Here is an 18,833-nt window from a genome sequence, read left to right as displayed (position 1 = left end):
GGGGTGGGTTCATGCTGCCTCCTACTGACGGGACCAGGGCACGAGACGTCGTTCGAGCACCGTGACCAGGGTCGTGGAGAGGTAGCCCAGCACGGAGATGGTGACGATGCCCACGTACATCTTCGCGACGGCGAACGTCGTCCACGAGCTCCAGATGAGGTAGCCCAGGCCGTTGCGCGACCCGACGAACTCCGAGGCCGCGATGATGACGAACGCGCCGCCCACCGCGAGCTTGAGCCCGGTGAAGATGCTCGGCAGCGCGGCGGGCAGCGCGACCGTGCGCCAGCGCTGGAGCCGGCCCGCGCCGTTGGCGGTCGCCACGTCGAAGTAGATCTGCGGCGTCTGGAGCACGCCGCCCATCGCGTTGTAGAAGACGTAGAAGAACACGCCGATCGCGACGATCACGTACTTGCTCGCCTCGCCGAGGCCGAACACGAGGAGCAGCAGCGGGAAGATCGCGACCTTGGGCACGGGCAGCAGGCTCGCGAAGATCGGCCCGAGGAGCGTGCGCAGCGTCGTGACCGACCCGAGCGCGATCCCGAGGACCAGCCCGGGCACGGCGCCGAGCACGAACCCGATCGCGATGCGCGTGAGCGTGATGCCCGCGTGCTCGAAGAGCTCGCCGCTCCCGACGAGCTGCGCGAACGTCTCGGCGATCGACGACGGCGGCGGGAAGAACCGCGCGTCGAGCACGTTCGTCCGGCTCGCGAGCTCCCACACCGCGAGGAGCAGGAGCGGCGTGAAGGGCCCGACGACCCGCACGAGGCGACCCGTCCGCCGGCGGCGCAGCTCCTCGGTCAGCTCGCGCGTGATCTCGGCCGTGCGGTCGTCGGCGTCGTGGGGCGCGTCCGGGGCGCCGCCCGGCGCGGCGTGGCCGCCCGGGCGGACGGGGGCGCGCTCGTCCGTGGGGGTCGTCATGCGACCGCCTCCCGGACGCCCGCGGCGGAGCGCTCGTCCGCTCCCGCCCCGTCCTGCGCCGCAGCGTCCTGTGCCTCGGCGTCCCGCAGGAGCCGCCACAGCTCGTAGGTGATCTCGCCGTGGCGCGGGTCGCGGCGCAGCTCGAGGATGTCGCGCGGGCGGTCGAAGGGGACCCGCACGTCGGCGAGGATGCGCCCGGGCCGCGCGGACATGACGACGACGCGGTCCGCGAGCACGAGCGCCTCGTCGACGCTGTGCGTGATGAAGAGCACCGACCGCGAGGTCTGCGACCAGATCTTCAGCAGCTCCTGCTGCAGCACGACGCGCGTCTGCTCGTCGAGCGCGCCGAACGGCTCGTCCATGAGGAGGGTCGCGCCGTCGTCGGCCAGCGCCCGGGCGACCGACGTGCGCTGCCGCATGCCGCCCGAGAGCTGGTGCGGGTAGAAGCCGCGGAACTCCGTGAGACCCACCATGTCCAGCAGCGGGGCGACGCGCTCGCGCCGGGCCGAGCGCCGCACGCCGCGCAGGCGCAGGGGGTACTCGACGTTCTGCTCGACCGTGAGCCACGGCAGCACGCCGTGGTCCTGGAAGACGACGGACGGGCGCGCCGCCATCGTCACCGTGCCGCGGTCGGCATCCTCCAGGCCCGCGAGGATGCGCAGGAGGGTGCTCTTGCCGCACCCGGAGGGTCCGAGCACGCAGACGAACTCGTTGTCCTCGATGGTGAGCGACACGTCCTGGAGCGCGACGAGCACGTCGTCGCGGCGACGGTCGTGGAACCCCTTCCAGAGGCCCTCGACGGAGACGGCAGTCACGAGCCGAGCTCCGCGGCCCGCTCGCGCGCCTGCTCGAGAAGGTCGGCGCGGAAGATGCTCTCGACGTCCGCCTCGCCCTCGTACTCGAGCGTGCCGCGGTCGCGGAAGAACTGCTCCTGGGCGTGCACGTCCTCCCAGTCGATCTCGCCCGTCGGGTCCTGCTCCGTGAGCGCGAGCGACGTGAGCGTCTCGACCGGCAGCTCGGTGTACCGCGCGATGATCTCCTGGTTCGCCGGGTCGTCCCAGCCGCCCGCCTCGAGCTCCGCGGCGGCGCGCAGGTACGCGGCCGTGAACGCGACGACCGCGTCGGGGTGCTCGTCGACGTACTCGGTGCTGAACACCAGGGCGCCGAGCTCGGTGCCCGCGTGGTAGTCGATCGGGAGGATCTCGGACGCGATGCCCTCGCTCTCGAGCGACGACGAGATGGGCTCGATCGACCAGGCGGCGTCGACCGAGCCGCCCACGAGCGCGGGGCCCGTCTCGGGCGGGCCGACGTTGACGAGCTCGACGTCGTCGAGCGTGAGGCCGCCGGCCTCCAGCGCCTTGGCCACCGAGTAGATGCCGAAGCCGCCGTCGCCGGGGATGCCGACGCGGCTGCCGGCGACCTGCTCGATCGACGTGATGCCGGAGTCGGCCGCGACGACGAACGGGGCCGGGTTCGGCCCGCTCTCCGGCACGCGCGAGACGCTCGCGATGACCGAGAGCGACGCGCCGGCCTCGGTCGCGTTGAACAGGCCCGCGCCCCACGTCGCGCCACCGGCCGTGACGTTGTTCGTGCTGACGAGCTGGTAGGTCTCGCCCGACGTCCCGCCCTTGGCGAGGAGCTCGACGTCGACGCCCGCCTCCTCGAAGTACCCCTTGTCCTCCGCGAGGAAGAACGGCGCGTAGTCCGCGTAGGGGGAGTAGAGGAACGAGATCTGCGGCGCGGCGTCGTCCCCGCCGCCGGACGGGTCGCTCCCGCCCGCGCAGCCCGCCAGGATCCCTGCCGCCGCGACGAGCGAGATGGTGACCGACGAGCGGCGTGAGATGGCCATGAGTCCTCCTGGGGTCTGACACACGAGCAAGCGCGCCGTGATGTGCTTGCCACTATGCGCTAGTGCATCAGTTGGCCCCAGCGTGGCCCCCATCGTCTCGCCCAGTGGGACGACGTAACGCGAAAGAACCCCGAACGGGGCATCGGCCGACCGTGCGCGGCCCGCCCGCCCGGCCTGCCGTCCTCAGGGCTCGAGGACGCGCGCCTTCTGCTCCGCGAGCTCGGCGTCGGTGAGGACGCCCCGGTCCCGCAGCGCGGCGAGGTCGCGCAGCTGCGCGATGCGCACGTCCATCGCGGACGCGCCCCCGGCGGCCGTCCCGCCGTGCCCGGGGTCGTGCGCCCCGCCGTGCGCCCCGCCGTGCGGCCCGACGTGCGCGCCGGACCGGTCGTCGTCGGGCAGCCCGGTCACGGCGCCGAGCACGCCGACGAGGTCGGTGTCCTGCACTCGGTACGTCGTGCTCGACGCCGGGTGAGCACGCCCGACGTCGTCCAGCATCTGCTGCACGAGCGCGCCCACGGGGCCGCGGACGACGAGCTCGACGTCGGGCCGGTCGTCGGGCGCCGCGGTGCGCAGCTCGACGAGGTCGAGCCCCAGCGCCGCGAGCCGCTGGAGGAGGCCGTACAGCGCGGCCTGGTCGCGGACCCGGGCCTCGAGCCGCGTGCACTCCACGGACCGGCGCACGCCGAGCTCGGCGAGGTCGGGCTCGGGCAGCACCACCGGCCCCAGCACCGTCACCTCGACCAGCGTCGTGCGGTCCATGCGTCCTTCTCCCGGCTCGCCCACGTCGGTCCAGGATGCGCGGGCACGGACCCGGGCGGGATCACCCGGCGGGGGTGGCCCGCGGCGCCGGGCGGCCGACTACCCCCGACGGGTGAGCACGCGGACGCCGGGGCCGCTCCACAGTGGGAGCGTCACGGGCCCGCCGTGACCCGACACGAGGGGTGCCCGATGGACGGATTCTGGGACTGGTTCTGGCTCATGGTGTGGTGGTTCTTCTTCATCGCCTACCTCGTCGTGCTGTTCCAGATCGTCGCGGACCTGTTCCGTGACAAGACGCTCAGCGGCTGGTGGAAGGCGCTGTGGATCGTCGCGCTGATCTTCGTCCCCTACCTGTCCGCGCTGATCTACGTCATCGCGCGCGGGCGGGGCATGGCGGAGCGGCACGCGGAGGAGCAGCAGGCGCGTCGGCAGGTCATGGACGACTACGTGCGGGCCACCGCCGGCACCGGCAGGTCGCCGGCGAGCGAGATCGCGGACGCCAAGGCGCTGTACGACGCCGGCACGATCGACGCCGACGAGTTCGCCCGGCTCAAGGCCCGAGCGCTCGCCTGAGGACGCGCGATGGCCGACGAGACCGCGCCGGGGCACGAGGCGTCCGCCGTCGCCGCGCGCCTCGCCGCGCTGGAGCGCGAGAACGCGGAGCTGCGCCGACGGCTCGAGGAGCGGCCGGCCGCCGCGGCGCCCGCGGGCCCGGACGGCGACGCGACCCCGCCGGAGGCGGCGCGGCGGCCCCGGCGCGGGCTGCGCGCCGCCGCGTGCGCGGTCCTCATCACGCTCGGGGCGCTCCTCGCGCCGCTCGGCGCGGTCTCGGCGTGGGCGCAGCGCGAGCTCACGGACACCGACCGCTACGTCGCGACGGTCGGACCGCTCGCGGGCGACCCCGTCGTGCAGTCCGCGGTGGCCGGGCGGCTCACCGAGGTCGTGATGTCGCGCATCGACGTGGCCGCGCTCGTCGACGACCTCGTCGGCGGGCTGGAGGAGCGCGACGTCCCGCCGCGCGCGACCCGCGCGCTCGCCGCGCTGGAGGCGCCGCTCACGAGCGGCGTCGAGTCGCTCGTGCACGAGACGGCGACGCGGCTCGTGGAGAGCGACGCGTTCGAGGGCGCCTGGCTCCAGGCGAACCGCGTGGCGCACGAGCAGCTCGTCGCCGTGATGCGCGGCGAGGACGGCGACGTCCTGCAGGTGAGCGACGACGGCCGCCTGTCGATCCAGCTCTCCGGCCTGATCGACCTGCTCAAGGAACGCCTCGTGGACCGCGGCCTGGACGTCGCGGCCCGCATCCCGTCGGTCGACGCGACGTTCACCGTCGCGCAGTCCGCCGAGCTCGTCATGCTCCAGAACCGGTACGCCCAGGTCGTGACGCTCACGACGTGGCTGCCGTGGGTCGTGCTCGGTCTGCTCGCCGCGGGCGTCCTCGTCGCGAACCACCGCTCGCGCGCGCTCGTCGTGGCCGGGCTCGCCCTCACGGGGGCGATGGTCGCGCTGGGCGTCGGGCTCGCCGTCGCGCGCGGCCTGTACCTCGGCGCGCTCTCGGGCCAGGTGCTGCGGCTCGACGCCGCGGAGGTCGTGTTCGACCAGGCCGTCGGCTACCTGCGCCTCACGCTGCGCACCGTCGGCGTGCTGGGTCTCGTGGTCGCGCTGGCGGCGTACGTGGGCGGGCCGAGCGCGTCGGCCCGCAGCCTGCGCGCGGGGCTCGGGCGCGCGGGCGCCGCCGTGCGCGGCTGGGGCGAGGGCCGGGGCGTCTCGACGGGTCCCGTCGGCGACTGGCTCGGCCGGCACAAGGCGTTCGTGCGCGTCGTCGTCGTGGCGGCCGCCGCGCTCGTCCTGCTGCTCGCGGGCACGCCGACGCCCGGCCTCGTCGTCGGGGTCGCGCTCGTCGCGGGCCTCGTGCTCGTCGTCGTCGAGGTCCTCGCCCGCCCGCCCGCCGTCGTCGCCCCGCCGCCCGGTCCCGGGCCGGCCTGAGGCGCGTGGCGAGCCCGCGCTCCGCTCGCCCTGCGGTCCGGGGGCCCCGGGAATACCCTGCCCCCATGGCCTCGGTCGAGCCCCGTGCCGAGCCGGAGGACGTGACGCACGTCACGGACGCCTCCGGGACCTCGCGCGCCCGCACCACCGTCCCCGAGCTGCCCCCGTCCACGGTGGGCCGCCCGGAGGTCGAAGCGCTCGTCGCGGCGGCGGCCACGCGCCGCCTCACCCTCGTGTCGGCGGGCCCGGGCTGGGGGAAGACGACCGTCGCGGCGCGGTGGGCGCGCGGCGGCACCGGCCCGCGGGTCGCGTGGCTGACGCTCGAGCCGTTCGACGACAAGCCGGCGGCCTTCTGGGCCGACGTGCTCGCGGCGCTGCGGGCGGCCGGGGCGGTGCCCGCGGGGCACCCGCTCGAGACCCTCGTCGTGCCGCCGCGCCTCACGCCCGCCCTCCTGCGCCGCGTGCTCGCGGCGATCGAGGCGCTGCCCGAGCCCGTGGTCCTCGTGCTCGACGACTTCCACCACGCCGCGTGCGCCGAGGTCGCGGCGACGGTGGACGACCTCCTGCGCTACCGGCTGCCCCTGCACCTCGTGGTCCTCACCCGCGTCGACCCGCTCCTGCGCCTGCAGCGCCTGCGCGCGCAGGGCGAGATGACGGAGGTCGGCGCCGCCGAGCTCGCGTTCGACGCCCCCGCGGTCGCGGCGCTGGCGACGGCGCAGGGACGCGACCTCGCCGCGGGCGACGCCGGCCGCGTCGTCGGCGAGACCGGCGGCTGGGCCGTCGGGGTGCGGCTGCGCGTCGAGGAGCACGACGCGACGAGCCGGGCGCGCGCCGCCCGCTCGGCGGCGGAGTTCCTCCTCGCCGAGGTCCTCGACAGCCAGGGGCCCGAGGCCCGACGCTTCCTCCTGCGCACGAGCGTGGCGTCGGCGGTGTGCCCCGACCTCGCGGCCGTCCTCGACCCGGGGGCGCCGACGGACCGGCTGCTCCCCGGACTCGCCGCGGCGGACGGTTTCGTCATGACGTCGGGCGGCCGGCGCACCTGGTACCGCTACCACCCGCTCCTGCGCGAGATGCTCCTGCACCAGCTGCGGACCGAGGACCCGGCGGGCCTGCGCGAGGCGCACCAGGCCGCGGCGCGCTGGTTCGCGCAGGACGGGCAGGCGCTGCGCGCCCTGGAGCACGCGGCGGCGGCGGAGGACTGGCCGCTGCTCGGCGAGGTGTTCGTCGAGGGCGCGGCGGCGGAGCTCGCGGGGCCGCACCGCGAGACCGTCGCCCAGGTCCTGCGGCGCGTGCCGTACGCGACCCTGCGGCCCGACGCCCGCCTGCACCTGTGCGCGGGGGCGCTCGCGTCCGTCGACGAGCGGTTCGACGCCGTGCGGCTCCACGTCGCGCGGGCGCGCGACCTCCTCGCCCCGGCCGCGGACCCGGTGGCCGATCCCGCCGCCGCGGTGCTCCTCGAGCTGCTCGCCGCGTCCGCCGCGCGGTCGACCGGCGACGTGCGGGCCCTCGCGACGGCCGCGGGCGCGGCGCTCGCCGCGGCGGACGCGGTGCCGTACCCGTTCCCCGCCCTCGAGACGTACCGGGGCCTCGCGCGGGCGCACCGCGCGGCGGGCCTCGCATGGTGCGCGGTCGGCCCCGAGCCGGCGGGGGAGACGACGTCGGGGACGCTCGCCGCCCCCGGTGGCCGGTCGTGGCGCGCCCCGCAGCTCTACGTCCTCGGGGCGCGCGCCGCCGCGGCGCTCCTCGCCGTGGTCGCCGGTCGGCTCGACAAGGGGGACGCGGCAGCGAGTGAGGTGCTCGTCGAGGCGGAGCGCCGCGGCTGGGACGGGTACGCGCACGTGCGGCCCGCGCACGCGGCGCGCGCGTGGGTGCGGTACCTCCGGGCGTCGGACGACGGGCTCGACCGGCACCTCGCGCACGCCCTCGCGGCGGACGCCGGCGGGCGCGAGCCTGCGTCCGAGGCGGCCGTCCGGCTGCTGCAGGCGCTCGTCGCCGCGGACCGCGGGCACGCGCGCGCCGCGCGGCAGGCGCTCGTCGCCGCGGACCGCGCCCTGGGGCGGTCCGCGACGCCCCCTGTGCTCGCGGACCTGTGGGTGCGCGCCACGGCGGCCGCGCGTCTGGTCGACGACGGCACGGGCCCGGCGCTCGGGGCGCGCCTCGCGCGCGAACGCCTCGGGAGCGCCGCGGTCGTCGCGGTCTGCGGTGCGCGCGAGCTTTTGGCGGCGGGCCGCACCGGGGCGGCGGAGCGCGCCGTGGCGGGCCTCGGGGACGCGCCGGGGGAGGAGGGGGACGTCGTCGTGCGGGTGGAGGCGGCGCTCGTCGAGGCGTCCGCGCTCGCCCGGGCGGGCACGCGCCGCGTCGACGCCCCGCTCGGGCGGGCTCTCGACCTGGCCGCCGCCGAGCGGGTCGTCCGGCCGTTCCTCGCCGTCCGGGGCACCGAGCTCGACGAGCCGCTCGCGCGCACGGTCGCGCGCCGCGACGACGCGCTCGCCGCGCTGCTGCGCACCCACCTGGACGCGCCGGGCCGGGCACCGGAGCCGGTCCCGCTCGTCGAGCCGCTCACCGAGCGCGAGCTCGCGGTCCTCGCCGTCCTGCCGTCGATGGCGAGCAACGCCGAGGTGGCCGCCGACCTCTTCGTGTCGGTCAACACCGTCAAGGCGCACCTGAAGTCGGTCTACCGCAAGCTCGGCGTCGGCTCGCGGCGCGAGGCGGTGCGGCGCGGCCGCGAGCTCGGCGTCGTGCCCTGACGGGTCTTCCGAGGAGACGCGCTCAGGCGCGGCGCCGGTCCACCGTGCGCAGCACGAGCTTCCCGAGCTCGACGAGGACGAGGAAGGCGAGCGCGACGAGCGCGCACACGCCCCACTGGCCGCCGTCGAGGTCGACGGTGCCGAAGATCCGCTGCAGCCCGTCGAGCGTCGTGACGAGGAACGTGAGCCCGAGCGACGCGAGCAGGAGCACGACGAAGCGGCCGTTCGCGAGCGTCTCGGACGACAGGATGCTCGCCCGCGGGTCGCGCCACTCGAGCGCGGCGACGACGTGCAGGAGCGACATCGCGGTGAGGCCCATCGTCGTCGCGACCGCGAGGTCGGCGTCGGCCTCGCCCCACGCGACGGCGACGAGCGTGCCGACGGCGATGAGCACGCCCCCGACGGCGAGCCGCACGCCGAGCGCGCGCCCGATGACCGGCTCGGTGGGCGGGCGGGGGCGACGCCGCATGAGGCCGGGCGTCGCGGCGTCGAAGCCGAGGCCGACGGCGAGCAGCACGTCGATCGCGAAGTTGACCCACAGGATCTGCAGCGGCGTGAGCGGGGTGCCCCCGGCGACGGTGAAGATGCCCGCGCCGACGAACGTGAGGATGAACCCGACGAGGACGACCATCTGGAAGCGGATGTACTTCATGAGGTTGTCGTAGAGGCCGCGGCCGCCCTCGACCGCCGCCACGATCGTGGCGAAGTTGTCGTCGGTGAGGATCATCTCGGCGGCGTCCTTCGTCACCTCGGTGCCCGTGATCCCCATCGCGACGCCGATGTCCGCGCGCGTCAGGGCGGGGGCGTCGTTGACGCCGTCGCCCGTCATCGCGACCACGTCGCCCTTGCGCTTGAGCACGTCGACGAGCCGCACCTTGTCCTCCGGCGCCACGCGCGCGACCACGCCGATCTCGCCGACCTCCGCCTCGAGCTGTGCGTCGGACATCGCGGCGAACTCGGCGCCCGTGAGCGCGCGACCTTCGATCCCGAGCTGCCCGGCGATCGCCGCGGCCGTGGTGACGTGGTCGCCCGTGATCATCCGCACCCGGATGCCGGCGTCGCGGCACTCGGCGATCGCGTCGCGCGCCTCGCGACGCGGGGGATCCACGATCCCGACGAGCGCGAGGAGCTCGAGGTCGCGCACCGCGTCGAGCAGGTCGCCCCCGAGCTCGTCGCGCGCGACGGTGCGCCGCGCGACGGCCAGCACCCGCATGCCCTCGCCCGCGAGCGCGTCGTTCTCCGCGAGGACGCGCGCGCGGCCCGCGTCGTCGAGCGGCGCCGACCCGCCGTCGGCCGTGAGGTACCGGGCCGAGCGGGCGAGCAGCACGTCCGGGGCGCCCTTGACGAAGCACACGAGCTCGCCGTCGATCTCGTGGAACGTCGCCATGAGCTTGTACGCGGCGTCGAACGGGACCTCAGCGACGCGCGGGTGCTCGGCGCGCGTCTGCTCGACGTCGAGCCCGGCCTTCGCCGCGAGGACGACGACCGCGCCCTCCGTGGGGTCGCCGATGCAATCGCCGTCGCGCACGACGGCGTCGCTCGCGAGCGCCAGCGGGAGCGCGACCGGTTCGAGCGGGACGTCGGTCGACCCGGCCGCCGCGAGGATGCGGCCGGTCGTGGAGTAGCCCTCGCCGTCGACGGAGAACCGGCGTCCGGCGAGCACGAGCCGGCGCGCGGTCATCTGGTTGAGCGTGAGCGTCCCGGTCTTGTCGGAGCAGATCGCCGACGTCGACCCGAGCGTCTCGACGGACTTGAGGCGCTTGACGATCGCGCCCTCGTCGGCGAGCCGGCGCGTGCCGAGCGACAGGAGCATCGTCACGACGGCAGGCAGCCCCGTCGGGATCGCGGCGATCGCCAGGCTGATCCCGACCACGAAGAGGCTGTCGAAGTCCTCGCCGCGCACGAGCCCCAGCACGACGACCACGACGAGGGCGACCGCCGCCATGACCGTGATGATCACGGTGATGCGGTCGAGCTGGCGCGTGAGCGGCGACCTGTCCTGCTCGACCCCGCTGAGCATCCCGGAGATGCGGCCCACCTCGGTCGTCATGCCCGTGGCGGTGACGACCATCTCGCCGCGCCCGCGCGTGACCTGGGAGTTCATGTACGCCATGTCGGTGCGGTCGCCGAGCGGGGCGTCGTCGGCCGTGACCGCCGCGACGCCCTTCGCGACGGGCGTGCTCTCGCCGGTGAGCCCGGCCTCCTCGATCTCGAGCGAGGCGGCGACGAGCAGCCGCCCGTCCGCGGGGATCTTGCCGCCCGCCTCGAACCCGACGACGTCGCCCGGCACGAGCTCCTCGGCGGGAACCTGCTCCTGGCGCCCGTCGCGGCGCACGGTGGCCGTCATGACGAGCATCTGCTGGAGCGCGGCGACGCTCTGGGCCGCCTTGCCCTCCTGGTGCAGGCCCATGAGCGCGTTGAGGACGGTGAGGGCGAGCACGACGACGCCGGTCGTCACGTCCCCGAGCGCGATGATGCTCACGACGGCCGCGCCGACGAGGACGAGCTGCATGAGGTCGCGGTACTGGCGCAGGAACGCCTGCCACGGCCGTTCCTTGCGCTCCTGCGCGAGCGCGTTCGGCCCGTAGCGCGCGCGCCGCTCGGCGACCTGCGCGGACGTCAGCCCGACGGCCGGGTCGACGTCGAGCGCCGCGCACACCGCCTCGGGCGGTGCCGTGTGCCAGGGGCCCGTGGGGGCCGGTGCCTGCTGTCGGGGGATCGGTGCAGCCGTCATCCTCGGCTCCTCTCGGGCGCTCGTCCCACCGTCGCAGCGGGCTCGGGCGGGGTCCTCACCCGGCGGGGGTGAACGCCCCGCGGCGGCGCGGCACCGGTGCGCGACGTGCCGCCGACGCCCGCGCTCGACGCGCGTGCCGCCCGGGCCTCAGCCGCGCGACCCCACGAGCCCGCTCTCGTACGCGACGATCACGGCCTGCACCCGGTCGCGCACGCCCAGCTTGGCCAGGAGGTTGCCGACGTGCGTCTTCACGGTCGTCGCGGACAGTACGAGGCGGTCGGCGATCTCGGCGTTCGACATACCCTCGGCCACGCACCGCAGGACGTCGAGCTCGCGCGGCGTGAGGGAGCGCAGCCGGGGGTCGAGGCCGTCGTCGACGGCCGGCTGCTCGCCCGCGGGCAGGTGCGGCGCGAAGAGGTCGAGCATGCGGCGCAGCACGCGGGGCGCGACGACCGAGCTCCCTGCCGCGACGGTGCGGATCGCTTCGACGAGCTCGTGCGGGCGCGCGTTCTTCAGCAGGAACCCGCTCGCCCCGGCGCGCAGCGCCGCGAACGCGTACTCGTCCACGTCGAACGTCGTGAGCACGAGCACGAGCGTCCCGGGGTGCTCGGCGACGACGCGCCGGGTCGCCTCGATGCCGTCCATGCCGGGCATCCGGACGTCCATGACGACGACGTCGGGGGCGAGGGCCGCGACCTGGTCGAGCGCGACGCGTCCGTCGGAGGCCTCGCCCACCACCTCGAGGTCGGGCTCGGACTCGATGACGAGCCGGAAGCCCATCCGCAGCAGCGCCTGGTCGTCGACGAGCAGCACGGTCGTCACGGTCGTCCTCCCTCGTCGTCGTGCACGTCACGGTGCGGGTGCTCCTGGGCGGGGGCGCTCCGGGCTCCGCCCTCGGCCGGGTCGCAGGGCAGGACGACGTGCACCGCCCAGCCGCCGCCCGGCCGCGGGCCGGCCTCGACGCTGCCGCCGAGCAGCGCGGCGCGCTCGCGCATGCCCACGATGCCGCGCCCGCTCCCGCCCTCGGTCCCCGGGCGCGTGCCGCCGTCGTCGTGGATGTCGATCTCGACCGCGCGCTCGGTGCGACGCACGACGACCTCGGCCGCCGGCGTCCCGGGCGCGTGCCGCAGCACGTTGGTCAGGGCCTCCTGCACGATGCGCACGGCCCCGAGCCGCAGCGACGTGTCCGCAGGCAGCGCGACGTCGAGGCCGCTCGCGGCGACGGGCACGCCCGCCGCGCGGAACCGTGCGACGACGGCCGCGAGGTCCGTCCCGGTCGGCTCGACCGGGGTGCCCGCCCCGTCGCTGCCCTCCTCGGGGTCGAGCGCGCCGAGGACGCGCTGCATGTCGGCCAGCGCGTCCCGTCCCGTGCGGGAGAGCTCGTGCAGGGCCTCGCGCGAGCGGTCCGGCGCCCGGTCGAGCGCCGCGCCCGCGCCGTCGGACAGCGCGACCATCACGGACACGCTGTGCGCGACGACGTCGTGCATCTCGCGCGCGATCCGCGCCCGCTCGGCGGCCCGGGCGAGCGCCGCGCTCTGGTCGCGGTCGCGCGCCAGGGCGCGGTAGCGCGCGACGAGGTCCTCGTCGTGCAGCCGGCGCGCCCGCACCCCCGAGCCGGTGGCCATCCCCAGCAGCAGGAGCGCGACGAGGAGGAAGACCGACGCGGAGCGCCTGCCGGGGGAGAAGGGCGGTTGCGCGAGGTCGCGCACCGGGTCGCCGTCCGGCAGGACGATGGGGTCGCTCCACAGGAGCATCTCGGCGACCCCTATGTCCTGGCTCCACCACAGCGCGGCCACGACGACGCACAGCACCGCACCGCACACGACCCATGCCGTGCGGGGCGGGCGCTCGGCGGCGACGGCGTGCACCGCGCACGCGAGGCACACGCCGAGCACGCCGAGCACCCCCGCCGTCGCGAGCGACACGACGGCCAGGACGGTGAGGATCGCCGTGACGGTCAGCGGGCGCGACCGCCGGAGCAGGAGCAGCGCCGCCCCGAGGGCGGCGCCGACGAGCCAGGCCGTGACGACCACCTGCGCCACGGGCGCGTCGGCGTGGAACAGCCCCAGCCCGGTGGAGCCCTCGACGGTCATGAGCGCGTCCGCCGCGGTGACGAGCCCGAGCAGCGCGACCGCGCCCGCGAGCGCGAGGTCGGTCGCCCAGGGGTGCCGCGCGAGCACGCGGCCGACGGCGCCGCGCCGCCGGACGTCGGGCTCCGCGCGCGGTCCGCCGTCGTGCGCCCCGGGCGCGGAGGGGAGGGCGAGGGGCGACGAGGGCACGGGCCTACTCTCCCATCGGCCGTCGCGCGGCGCGTCAGACGACGTCATGGCGCCGCAGCCGGTACGCCGCCGCCGCGAGCAGCGCGGCGACCCACGCCGCGAGGACGAGACCCCCGCCCCACGTGCCGAGGTGCGGGCCCAGGGTCGTCGCGTCGAGCGCGGCGAGCCGGGCGTCGTCCTGCAGCAGGCGCGCCCCTGCCCCGGGCAGGAGCGCGCGTGCCGTGTCCGCGACCCGGCCCGGGTTCGTCGCGAGCACGTGGTCGAGCACGACGAGCAGCACGACCCCACCCACGAGCGCCCCGTCCGGTCGCCGCACGAGCGACCCCAGGCCCAGGCCCACGAGGGCGACCCCGGTCAGGTAGAGCACGAAGCCTGCGAGGACGCGCAGCGTCTCCCGGTCCGCGAGGTCGAGCACGAGCGCGACGTCGGCGCGCTGCCCGGCTGTCGCGGCGAGCGCCGCGCCCAGCGCGAGGACCGCGACGGCGAGCGCGGCCGCCGCCGTCACGAGCGCCTGCGCCGCGAGCACGGGCAGGCGGCGAGGGACCGCGACGAACGTCACGCGCGCGGTGCCGGTCCGGAACTCCCCGGCGCCGACGCCCGCGCCGAGCACGAGGAAGCCGAGCTGGGCGAGCACGAACCCCGCGACGGCGAGCGGTGCGCCCGACGACCCGGCGTCGGGCCGGGCGAACGCGCCCAGCGCCCACGCCGTCCCCGCCGCCGCGGCGACGGTCGCGAGCGCGAGCCAGGCCGTCGAGCGCAGGCTCGTCAGCTTGTCCCGCTCCGCCGCGAGCACCCGGAGCAGGGTCACCTGCGGACGGTCCGGCGCGCGCGCGGTGCGGGTCGGCGCGGGGTCCGGCGGGGGGATCGTCGCCGCCACGTCAGACCACGTCCCGCGTGCGCAGGCGGACGGCGGCCAGCGCGAGCGGCACGACGACCCACGCCGCCAGGACGAGCCCGCCGCCGACGGCGCCCAGGTCGGGCGCGCCCTCGACGGCACCCTCGCCCGTAAGCAGCGACGCCGCCCCGGTGGGCAGGAACGTGACCACCGTGTTCACCGCGGCCTGCGCGGACGAGACCCCCGCGGGCGCGGCGAGCGGGTCGCCCGACAGATCGGCCGCGAGGACGAGCGCGACGGGCAGGACGAGCACGACGAGCACCGCGGCGGTGACGGCGGGCACGGGTCGCCGCACCAGCGCGCCGATCGCGAGGCCGAGCAGGGCCATGCCGGCGAGCAGGAGCGTCATGCCGACGAGCACCTGCGGCGTGCCGTCGCCGCCGAGGTCGAGGGCGAGGTCGCGCGAGCGCGCCGACGGCAGCAGCGCGAGCACCGCCGCCGCGACCGCCATCACCGCGGTGAGCAGCGCGAACGCGGCGGTCGCCGCCGTCTGCCCCACGAGCACGGGCCAGCGCCGCGGCTCCGCGACGAACGTCGTGCGGAACGTGCCGGTGCTGTACTCGCCCGTCCCGACGAGGACGCCCAGGACGAGCGGCGGCACCTGGGCCAGCAGCAGGCCCGACGTGAGGGAGCCGAGCGGGTCGAACCCCGGGTCCACGGACGACGCCTGCGCCGAGAGGTACGTCAGCACCGCCGAGACGGCGACGGTGAGCGTGGCCGCCCACCACGACGAGCGCAGGCTCGTCAGCCTCGTCCACTCCGCGGCGACGGCGCGGGGGAGCGTGGGGCCACCGGCGATCGCGGGCCGGGGTCCTGCCGGGTGCGCACGCCGCGACGACGCGGTCGGTGCGGTCCGGGCGGTAGGTGCGGTCATCGGGCACCTCCGGCCGACGCCAGGCCGGTCTCGCCCGCGGCACGGCCGCGGTACTGGACGGCGTCGGCGGTGAGCCGCAGGTACGCGTCCTCGAGCGAGCCCGCCTCGCCCGCGAGCTCCGACACCGGCGCGTCGGCGAGCAGCCGGCCCTGGCCGATGACGACGACGCGGTCGGCGCACAGCGCGAGCTCGTGCATGAGGTGGGACGACAGCAGCACCGTGCGTCCCTCGGCCGCGAGGCCGCGCACGAGACCGCGCACCCACAGCACGCCGTCGGGGTCCAGGCCGTTGACGGGCTCGTCGAGGATGAGCGTCCCCGGGTCGCCGAGGAGCGCGCCCGCGATGCCGAGACGCTGGCCCATCCCGAGCGAGAACGTGCCCGCACGCCGCCCCGCGACGCTCTCGAGGCCCGTCATCCCGATCACCTCGTCCACGCGTGCCCGCCCGATTCCGTGCGTGCGGGCGAGCGCCGTCAGGTGGCGGAACGCCGTGCGACCGGGGTGCACGGAGCGGGCGTCGAGCATGACCCCGACGGCGCGCAGCGGCGCCGGCAGGTCCGCGTACCGCCGGCCGTCGACGGTCGCCGCGCCCGAGGTCGGCCGCTCCAGCCCGACGACGACGCGCATCGTCGTCGACTTCCCGGCGCCGTTCGGGCCGAGGAAGCCCGTCACGGTCCCGGGCCGCGCCGTGAACGTCAGCCCGTCCACCGCCGTCGTGGGTCCGTAGCGCTTCGTCAGCGCCTCCACCTGGATCATCGGTCCTCCCGTCGTCCGCGGGCCCGGTCGTCGGGCACCGCCGTCGTCGACGCTACGAAGACCCGCGGGGGCACCGGCTCGGGCGGTCGGCCGAGATCCGCGACACTCCCGCCTCCTCCTCGGGGAGGAGGAGGTCGTGCCCGGGTGGGACGGTGCGGCCGGGCGGGACGGGGTGCGGCCCCTGCGGGGACGACGACGGTCAGGCGGTGGCGGTCCTCGCGGCCACCCGGACGCCCGCGTCCCATCCCGGTGCGCGACCGCCGCCCGGGGGGACGTGGTCGGTCGCGAGCCCTGCCCGGGCGAGGGACCACGCGACGAGCGAGTTCGAGTTCCACATCTCGCCCTCGCCGGGCGGCCGCCGACCCCACGTGAGCGGCGGGACGCCGTGCACGGCCCGCAGGATCCGGGCGACAGCGGCGGCGTCGCGCGTGAGGACGACGGGTGGCCCGACGGCGTGCTCCCGGTCGGGGATGGCGCCGTGCGCCCAGCAGCGGACCTCGTACCGGAACCAGCGGGAGCGGCCCAGCGGCCGCAGGCCCACGGGGCCGGTCACGACGACGCCCCGGTCGCACGCCGGGCCGCCCCACGCGGGGGTCATCTCGACGACGTACGGCACCCCGTCGCAGCGGAGTCCCAGCGCCGCGTGGAACAGCGGGCGGGGACGCCGCCGCGCGAGCAGCGCGGCGGCGCGCTCCCACGCGGCGCTCGTGCGGCGGACGACGTGGCCCCCCGCCCCGACGGGCAGCCAGAGGAGCTCCGCCCGGTCGTCGCCGGGCGTGGTCGCGGTCACGCCCCGACGCTACGGCACCCGGGTCCGCGCGGGAGCGGTAGGCTCGGGGGCATGCTTCCGGCGTGAGAGCGCCGGCGGGATCCGAATGAGACAGCGGATCGAGAGGCCCCGTCGCTCCACACGACGGGGCCTCTCGCTGTCCCGGCGTGTCCTGCCGCCCGGCCGGGTGCCGTGCCTCACCGGACAGGGGAGGGCCCGGCGTCCGCTCCCGGCAGGAACGGGCCGAAGATGGCGGCGACCGCTGCGGCGGCCCCGGCGGCGTCCTGCCGCGCGACGGCCTCGACCAGCTCGTGGTGGTGGCGGTGCGCCGCCTCGTCGTCCTCGTTCTCCTCGTCGCGCATGTGCACGGTGAAGACGTCGAGCATGCTCGAGTAGAGCGTGACGTAGAGCGGGTTGTGCGTCGCGGCGACGATCGCGCGGTGCAGGTCGAGGTCGGCGCGCGCGCGGGCGTCGCGGTCGTCGGCCTCCCAGGCCGCCTCCCGCCGGTCGCGGAGCTCGCGCAGGTGCTCGACGTCGTCGTCCGAGCGGCTCGCCGCGGCGAGCGAGGCGGCGGTGCTGTCGAGGGCGAGGCGGAGCTCGAGGTAGTGGCGGCGGCTGCCGCCCGCGAGCTGGCGCTCCAGGGTGCCGGTCAGCTCGGAGCTCGAGATGACGAACGTGCCGCGGCCCTGCTCGCGGCGCAGCAGCCCGGCGTGCACGAGCGACTGCAGCGCCTCGCGCACCGTGTTGCGCCCGACGCCGAACTCCGCCACGAGCGCGGCCTCCGTGGGGATCCGTTCGCCGACCGCCCAGCGACCCGAGACGACCTCGTCCCGGAAGCGCGCCGCGGCCTGGTCGATGAGGCCTACTCGACGCATCGGTCCGCCTGTGCCAGACTGCTCCAGATTCATCCCATGATCCCATCATCCGTCGACCTCAGTGTGGAGTGTAGCGTGACGACCCTCTCTCCCTCCCGACCCCGCGTGCGCCCCGGACGCCTCACTCTCTGGGCGGGTCTCGCCGTCGCGCTGACGGCCCTCAACCTCCGGACGGCGGTGACCGGGTTCACCCCGCTGCTGGAGACGGTGGGCACCGACCTCGGGTTCGGGGTCGCCGTCGCGGGCCTGCTCGGCACGGTCCCCGCGGCGTCGTTCGCCGTGTTCGGCTTCCTCGCGCCCGCGGTCACGCGGCGGTTCGGGCTCGAGCGCACGGCCACCGTGGCGCTGGGGCTCACCGCGCTGTCCCTCGTGCTGCGCGCGGCCTCCCCGACGACGACCGTGCTCGTCCTGTCGACGGTGCTCGCGCTCGCGGGCATCGGGGCGGCCAACGTCGTCATCGTGCCGCTGGTGAAGGCGTGGTTCTCCGACCGGCTCGCGCTGTGGACCTCGCTCTACCTCCTCCTCATGCAGACGGGGCAGTTCGTCGCCCCGCTGCTCGCGGTCCCGGTCGCCGAGGCGAGCAGCTGGCGCGTGTCCGTGGGGCTCTGGGCCGGGCCCGCCGCCGTGGCCGCCGTCGTCTGGCTCCTGCTCGCGCTCCGGCTGCCCGCCGCCCACCACGCGCCCGCACCCGTCGCGGCGGCCGGCACGCGCCTCCGGGTGGGCCGGTCGTCCACCGCGTGGGGCCTCGTCGGCCTCTTCGCCATGATGTCGTTGTCGAACTACGCGATCATCACGTGGGTGCCGGCCGTCCTCACCGACGCAGGGGGCAGCGCGGCGCTCGGTGGTTCCATGGTCGCGCTGTACTCGGCGTGGGGCGTGCTCGCGGCGCTGGTGGTGCCCCAGGTCGCCACCCGGATGACCAACCCGTTCGTCGTCGTGGTCGCGTGCTCGGTGGTGCTCGTCGCCGGGTACCTGGGCCTCCTGCTCTCCCCGCTCGACGGCACGGTGGTGTGGGTGTGCGCCCTCGGCATCGGGGTGAGCACCTTCCCCCTGTGCATGACGCTCATCAACCGGCGCACGCGGACGGCCCAGGCGGCGTCGGCCGTGTCCGGCTTCGTCCAGGGCATCGGGTACGGGATCGCCTGCTTCGGGCCCCTCGGGCTCGGCCTGCTGCGCGAGGCGACCGGCTCGTGGTCCGTCCCGCTCGTCGTGCTCGCCGCGACCGCCGTCCCCGGGGTCGTGGCCGGCTGGTTCGCCTGCCGACCCCGCTTCGTCGACGACGCCGTCGTGGTCGCCGACCGCCCGGCGGACGACGTGGAGGACCGCGCGGCCGGCGCGTGACGCCGCGCGCGGGCTCGGGGCGGCGCCCGGCCGCCGCGCCGCGGCAGGTCCCGGC

At 76.4% G+C, this 18,833-nt stretch carries 16 protein-coding genes; 4 read left to right on the top strand and 12 right to left on the bottom strand.

Annotated features, from left to right (window positions below):
• Positions 1 to 21: 21 nt before the first annotated feature.
• The 4 genes from HKK73_RS10560 to HKK73_RS19105 all read right to left on the bottom strand — a co-directional run bounded on the left by HKK73_RS10560 (position 22) and on the right by HKK73_RS19105 (position 3,526).
• Positions 22 to 918, bottom strand: coding sequence for an ABC transporter permease (locus HKK73_RS10560; RefSeq protein ID WP_081600323.1), 897 nt, complete (start codon positions 916 to 918; stop codon positions 22 to 24).
• A complete protein-coding gene (locus tag HKK73_RS10555; protein WP_171467960.1) occupies positions 915 to 1,733 on the bottom strand; it encodes an ABC transporter ATP-binding protein in 819 nt (272 codons plus the stop codon). The genes HKK73_RS10560 and HKK73_RS10555 overlap by 4 nt, the downstream gene beginning before the upstream one ends.
• Positions 1,730 to 2,767: an ABC transporter substrate-binding protein gene (locus tag HKK73_RS10550; RefSeq protein ID WP_021482976.1), complete on the bottom strand. Its 1,038-nt coding sequence runs from the start codon at positions 2,765 to 2,767 to the stop codon at positions 1,730 to 1,732. Before HKK73_RS10550 ends, HKK73_RS10555 begins: the two co-directional genes overlap by 4 nt.
• Positions 2,768 to 2,950: 183 nt before the next feature.
• Positions 2,951 to 3,526, bottom strand: a complete 576-nt coding sequence (locus HKK73_RS19105) for an SHOCT domain-containing protein (protein WP_043659562.1) — start codon at positions 3,524 to 3,526, stop codon at positions 2,951 to 2,953.
• 189 nt (positions 3,527 to 3,715) lie between these two features.
• Between HKK73_RS19105 and HKK73_RS10540 the strand changes: the two genes are divergently transcribed.
• The 3 genes from HKK73_RS10540 (at position 3,716) to HKK73_RS10530 (ending at position 8,256) form a co-directional block, all read left to right on the top strand.
• Entirely contained in the window at positions 3,716 to 4,099 is a 384-nt protein-coding gene (locus tag HKK73_RS10540; protein WP_034654895.1) for an SHOCT domain-containing protein, read from the top strand.
• Positions 4,100 to 4,108: 9 nt separating this feature from the next.
• A complete protein-coding gene (locus HKK73_RS10535; protein ID WP_171467959.1) occupies positions 4,109 to 5,509 on the top strand; it encodes a hypothetical protein in 1,401 nt (466 codons plus the stop codon).
• 65 nt (positions 5,510 to 5,574) lie between these two features.
• Complete coding sequence (locus tag HKK73_RS10530; protein ID WP_171467958.1) at positions 5,575 to 8,256, top strand: LuxR C-terminal-related transcriptional regulator; 2,682 nt, start codon at positions 5,575 to 5,577, stop codon at positions 8,254 to 8,256.
• A 22-nt stretch (positions 8,257 to 8,278) separates the two neighbouring features.
• On the opposite strand, the gene HKK73_RS10525 is transcribed toward HKK73_RS10530, so the two are convergent.
• The 8 genes from HKK73_RS10525 to HKK73_RS10490 all read right to left on the bottom strand — a co-directional run bounded on the left by HKK73_RS10525 (position 8,279) and on the right by HKK73_RS10490 (position 17,437).
• Complete coding sequence (locus tag HKK73_RS10525) at positions 8,279 to 10,990, bottom strand: HAD-IC family P-type ATPase (protein WP_171467957.1); 2,712 nt, start codon at positions 10,988 to 10,990, stop codon at positions 8,279 to 8,281.
• Positions 10,991 to 11,137: 147 nt separating this feature from the next.
• Complete coding sequence (locus tag HKK73_RS10520; protein WP_171467956.1) at positions 11,138 to 11,812, bottom strand: response regulator transcription factor; 675 nt, start codon at positions 11,810 to 11,812, stop codon at positions 11,138 to 11,140.
• Entirely contained in the window at positions 11,809 to 13,269 is a 1,461-nt protein-coding gene (locus HKK73_RS10515) for a sensor histidine kinase (protein WP_253705617.1), read from the bottom strand. The genes HKK73_RS10520 and HKK73_RS10515 overlap by 4 nt, the downstream gene beginning before the upstream one ends.
• A gap of 34 nt (positions 13,270 to 13,303) precedes the next feature.
• Positions 13,304 to 14,077 (bottom strand): hypothetical protein, encoded by a 774-nt coding sequence (locus HKK73_RS10510; protein WP_253705616.1) that lies wholly within the window; start codon positions 14,075 to 14,077, stop codon positions 13,304 to 13,306.
• Positions 14,078 to 14,147: 70 nt separating this feature from the next.
• Positions 14,148 to 15,038, bottom strand: coding sequence for an ABC transporter permease subunit (locus HKK73_RS10505; protein ID WP_171467954.1), 891 nt, complete (start codon positions 15,036 to 15,038; stop codon positions 14,148 to 14,150).
• Positions 15,035 to 15,793, bottom strand: a complete 759-nt coding sequence (locus HKK73_RS10500) for an ABC transporter ATP-binding protein (protein ID WP_114553763.1) — start codon at positions 15,791 to 15,793, stop codon at positions 15,035 to 15,037. Before HKK73_RS10500 ends, HKK73_RS10505 begins: the two co-directional genes overlap by 4 nt.
• Before the next feature lie 199 nt (positions 15,794 to 15,992).
• Positions 15,993 to 16,583 (bottom strand): hypothetical protein, encoded by a 591-nt coding sequence (locus tag HKK73_RS10495; protein WP_171467953.1) that lies wholly within the window; start codon positions 16,581 to 16,583, stop codon positions 15,993 to 15,995.
• Positions 16,584 to 16,759: 176 nt separating this feature from the next.
• Complete coding sequence (locus tag HKK73_RS10490) at positions 16,760 to 17,437, bottom strand: FadR/GntR family transcriptional regulator (protein WP_144723278.1); 678 nt, start codon at positions 17,435 to 17,437, stop codon at positions 16,760 to 16,762.
• 75 nt (positions 17,438 to 17,512) lie between these two features.
• On the opposite strand from HKK73_RS10490, the gene HKK73_RS10485 reads away from it, so the two are divergent.
• Positions 17,513 to 18,778 carry a CynX/NimT family MFS transporter gene (locus HKK73_RS10485; RefSeq protein WP_171467952.1) on the top strand — a complete coding sequence of 422 codons (1,266 nt, stop codon included), beginning with the start codon at positions 17,513 to 17,515 and terminating at the stop codon, positions 18,776 to 18,778.
• The last annotated feature ends 55 nt before the right edge of the window (positions 18,779 to 18,833 follow it).

It is taken from the genome of Cellulosimicrobium sp. 72-3 (genome assembly GCF_013127315.1).
Classification (GTDB): Bacteria; Actinomycetota; Actinomycetes; order Actinomycetales; family Cellulomonadaceae; genus Cellulosimicrobium; species Cellulosimicrobium funkei.
The sequence above is the reverse complement of the archived record's forward strand: the minus strand, read 5'-3'. Positions and strand labels throughout refer to the sequence as shown.

Coding starts and splice junctions, on each gene's coding strand:
- HKK73_RS10560 (WP_081600323.1), bottom strand. CDS start 918: ATGACGACCCCCACGGACGAGCGCGCCCCCGTCCGCCCGGGCGGCCAC.
- HKK73_RS10550 (WP_021482976.1), bottom strand. CDS start 2,767: ATGGCCATCTCACGCCGCTCGTCGGTCACCATCTCGCTCGTCGCGGCG.
- HKK73_RS19105 (WP_043659562.1), bottom strand. CDS start 3,526: ATGGACCGCACGACGCTGGTCGAGGTGACGGTGCTGGGGCCGGTGGTG.
- HKK73_RS10540 (WP_034654895.1), top strand. CDS start 3,716: ATGGACGGATTCTGGGACTGGTTCTGGCTCATGGTGTGGTGGTTCTTC.
- HKK73_RS10535 (WP_171467959.1), top strand. CDS start 4,109: ATGGCCGACGAGACCGCGCCGGGGCACGAGGCGTCCGCCGTCGCCGCG.
- HKK73_RS10530 (WP_171467958.1), top strand. CDS start 5,575: ATGGCCTCGGTCGAGCCCCGTGCCGAGCCGGAGGACGTGACGCACGTC.
- HKK73_RS10525 (WP_171467957.1), bottom strand. CDS start 10,990: ATGACGGCTGCACCGATCCCCCGACAGCAGGCACCGGCCCCCACGGGC.
- HKK73_RS10505 (WP_171467954.1), bottom strand. CDS start 15,038: ATGACCGCACCTACCGCCCGGACCGCACCGACCGCGTCGTCGCGGCGT.
- HKK73_RS10500 (WP_114553763.1), bottom strand. CDS start 15,793: ATGATCCAGGTGGAGGCGCTGACGAAGCGCTACGGACCCACGACGGCG.
- HKK73_RS10490 (WP_144723278.1), bottom strand. CDS start 17,437: ATGCGTCGAGTAGGCCTCATCGACCAGGCCGCGGCGCGCTTCCGGGAC.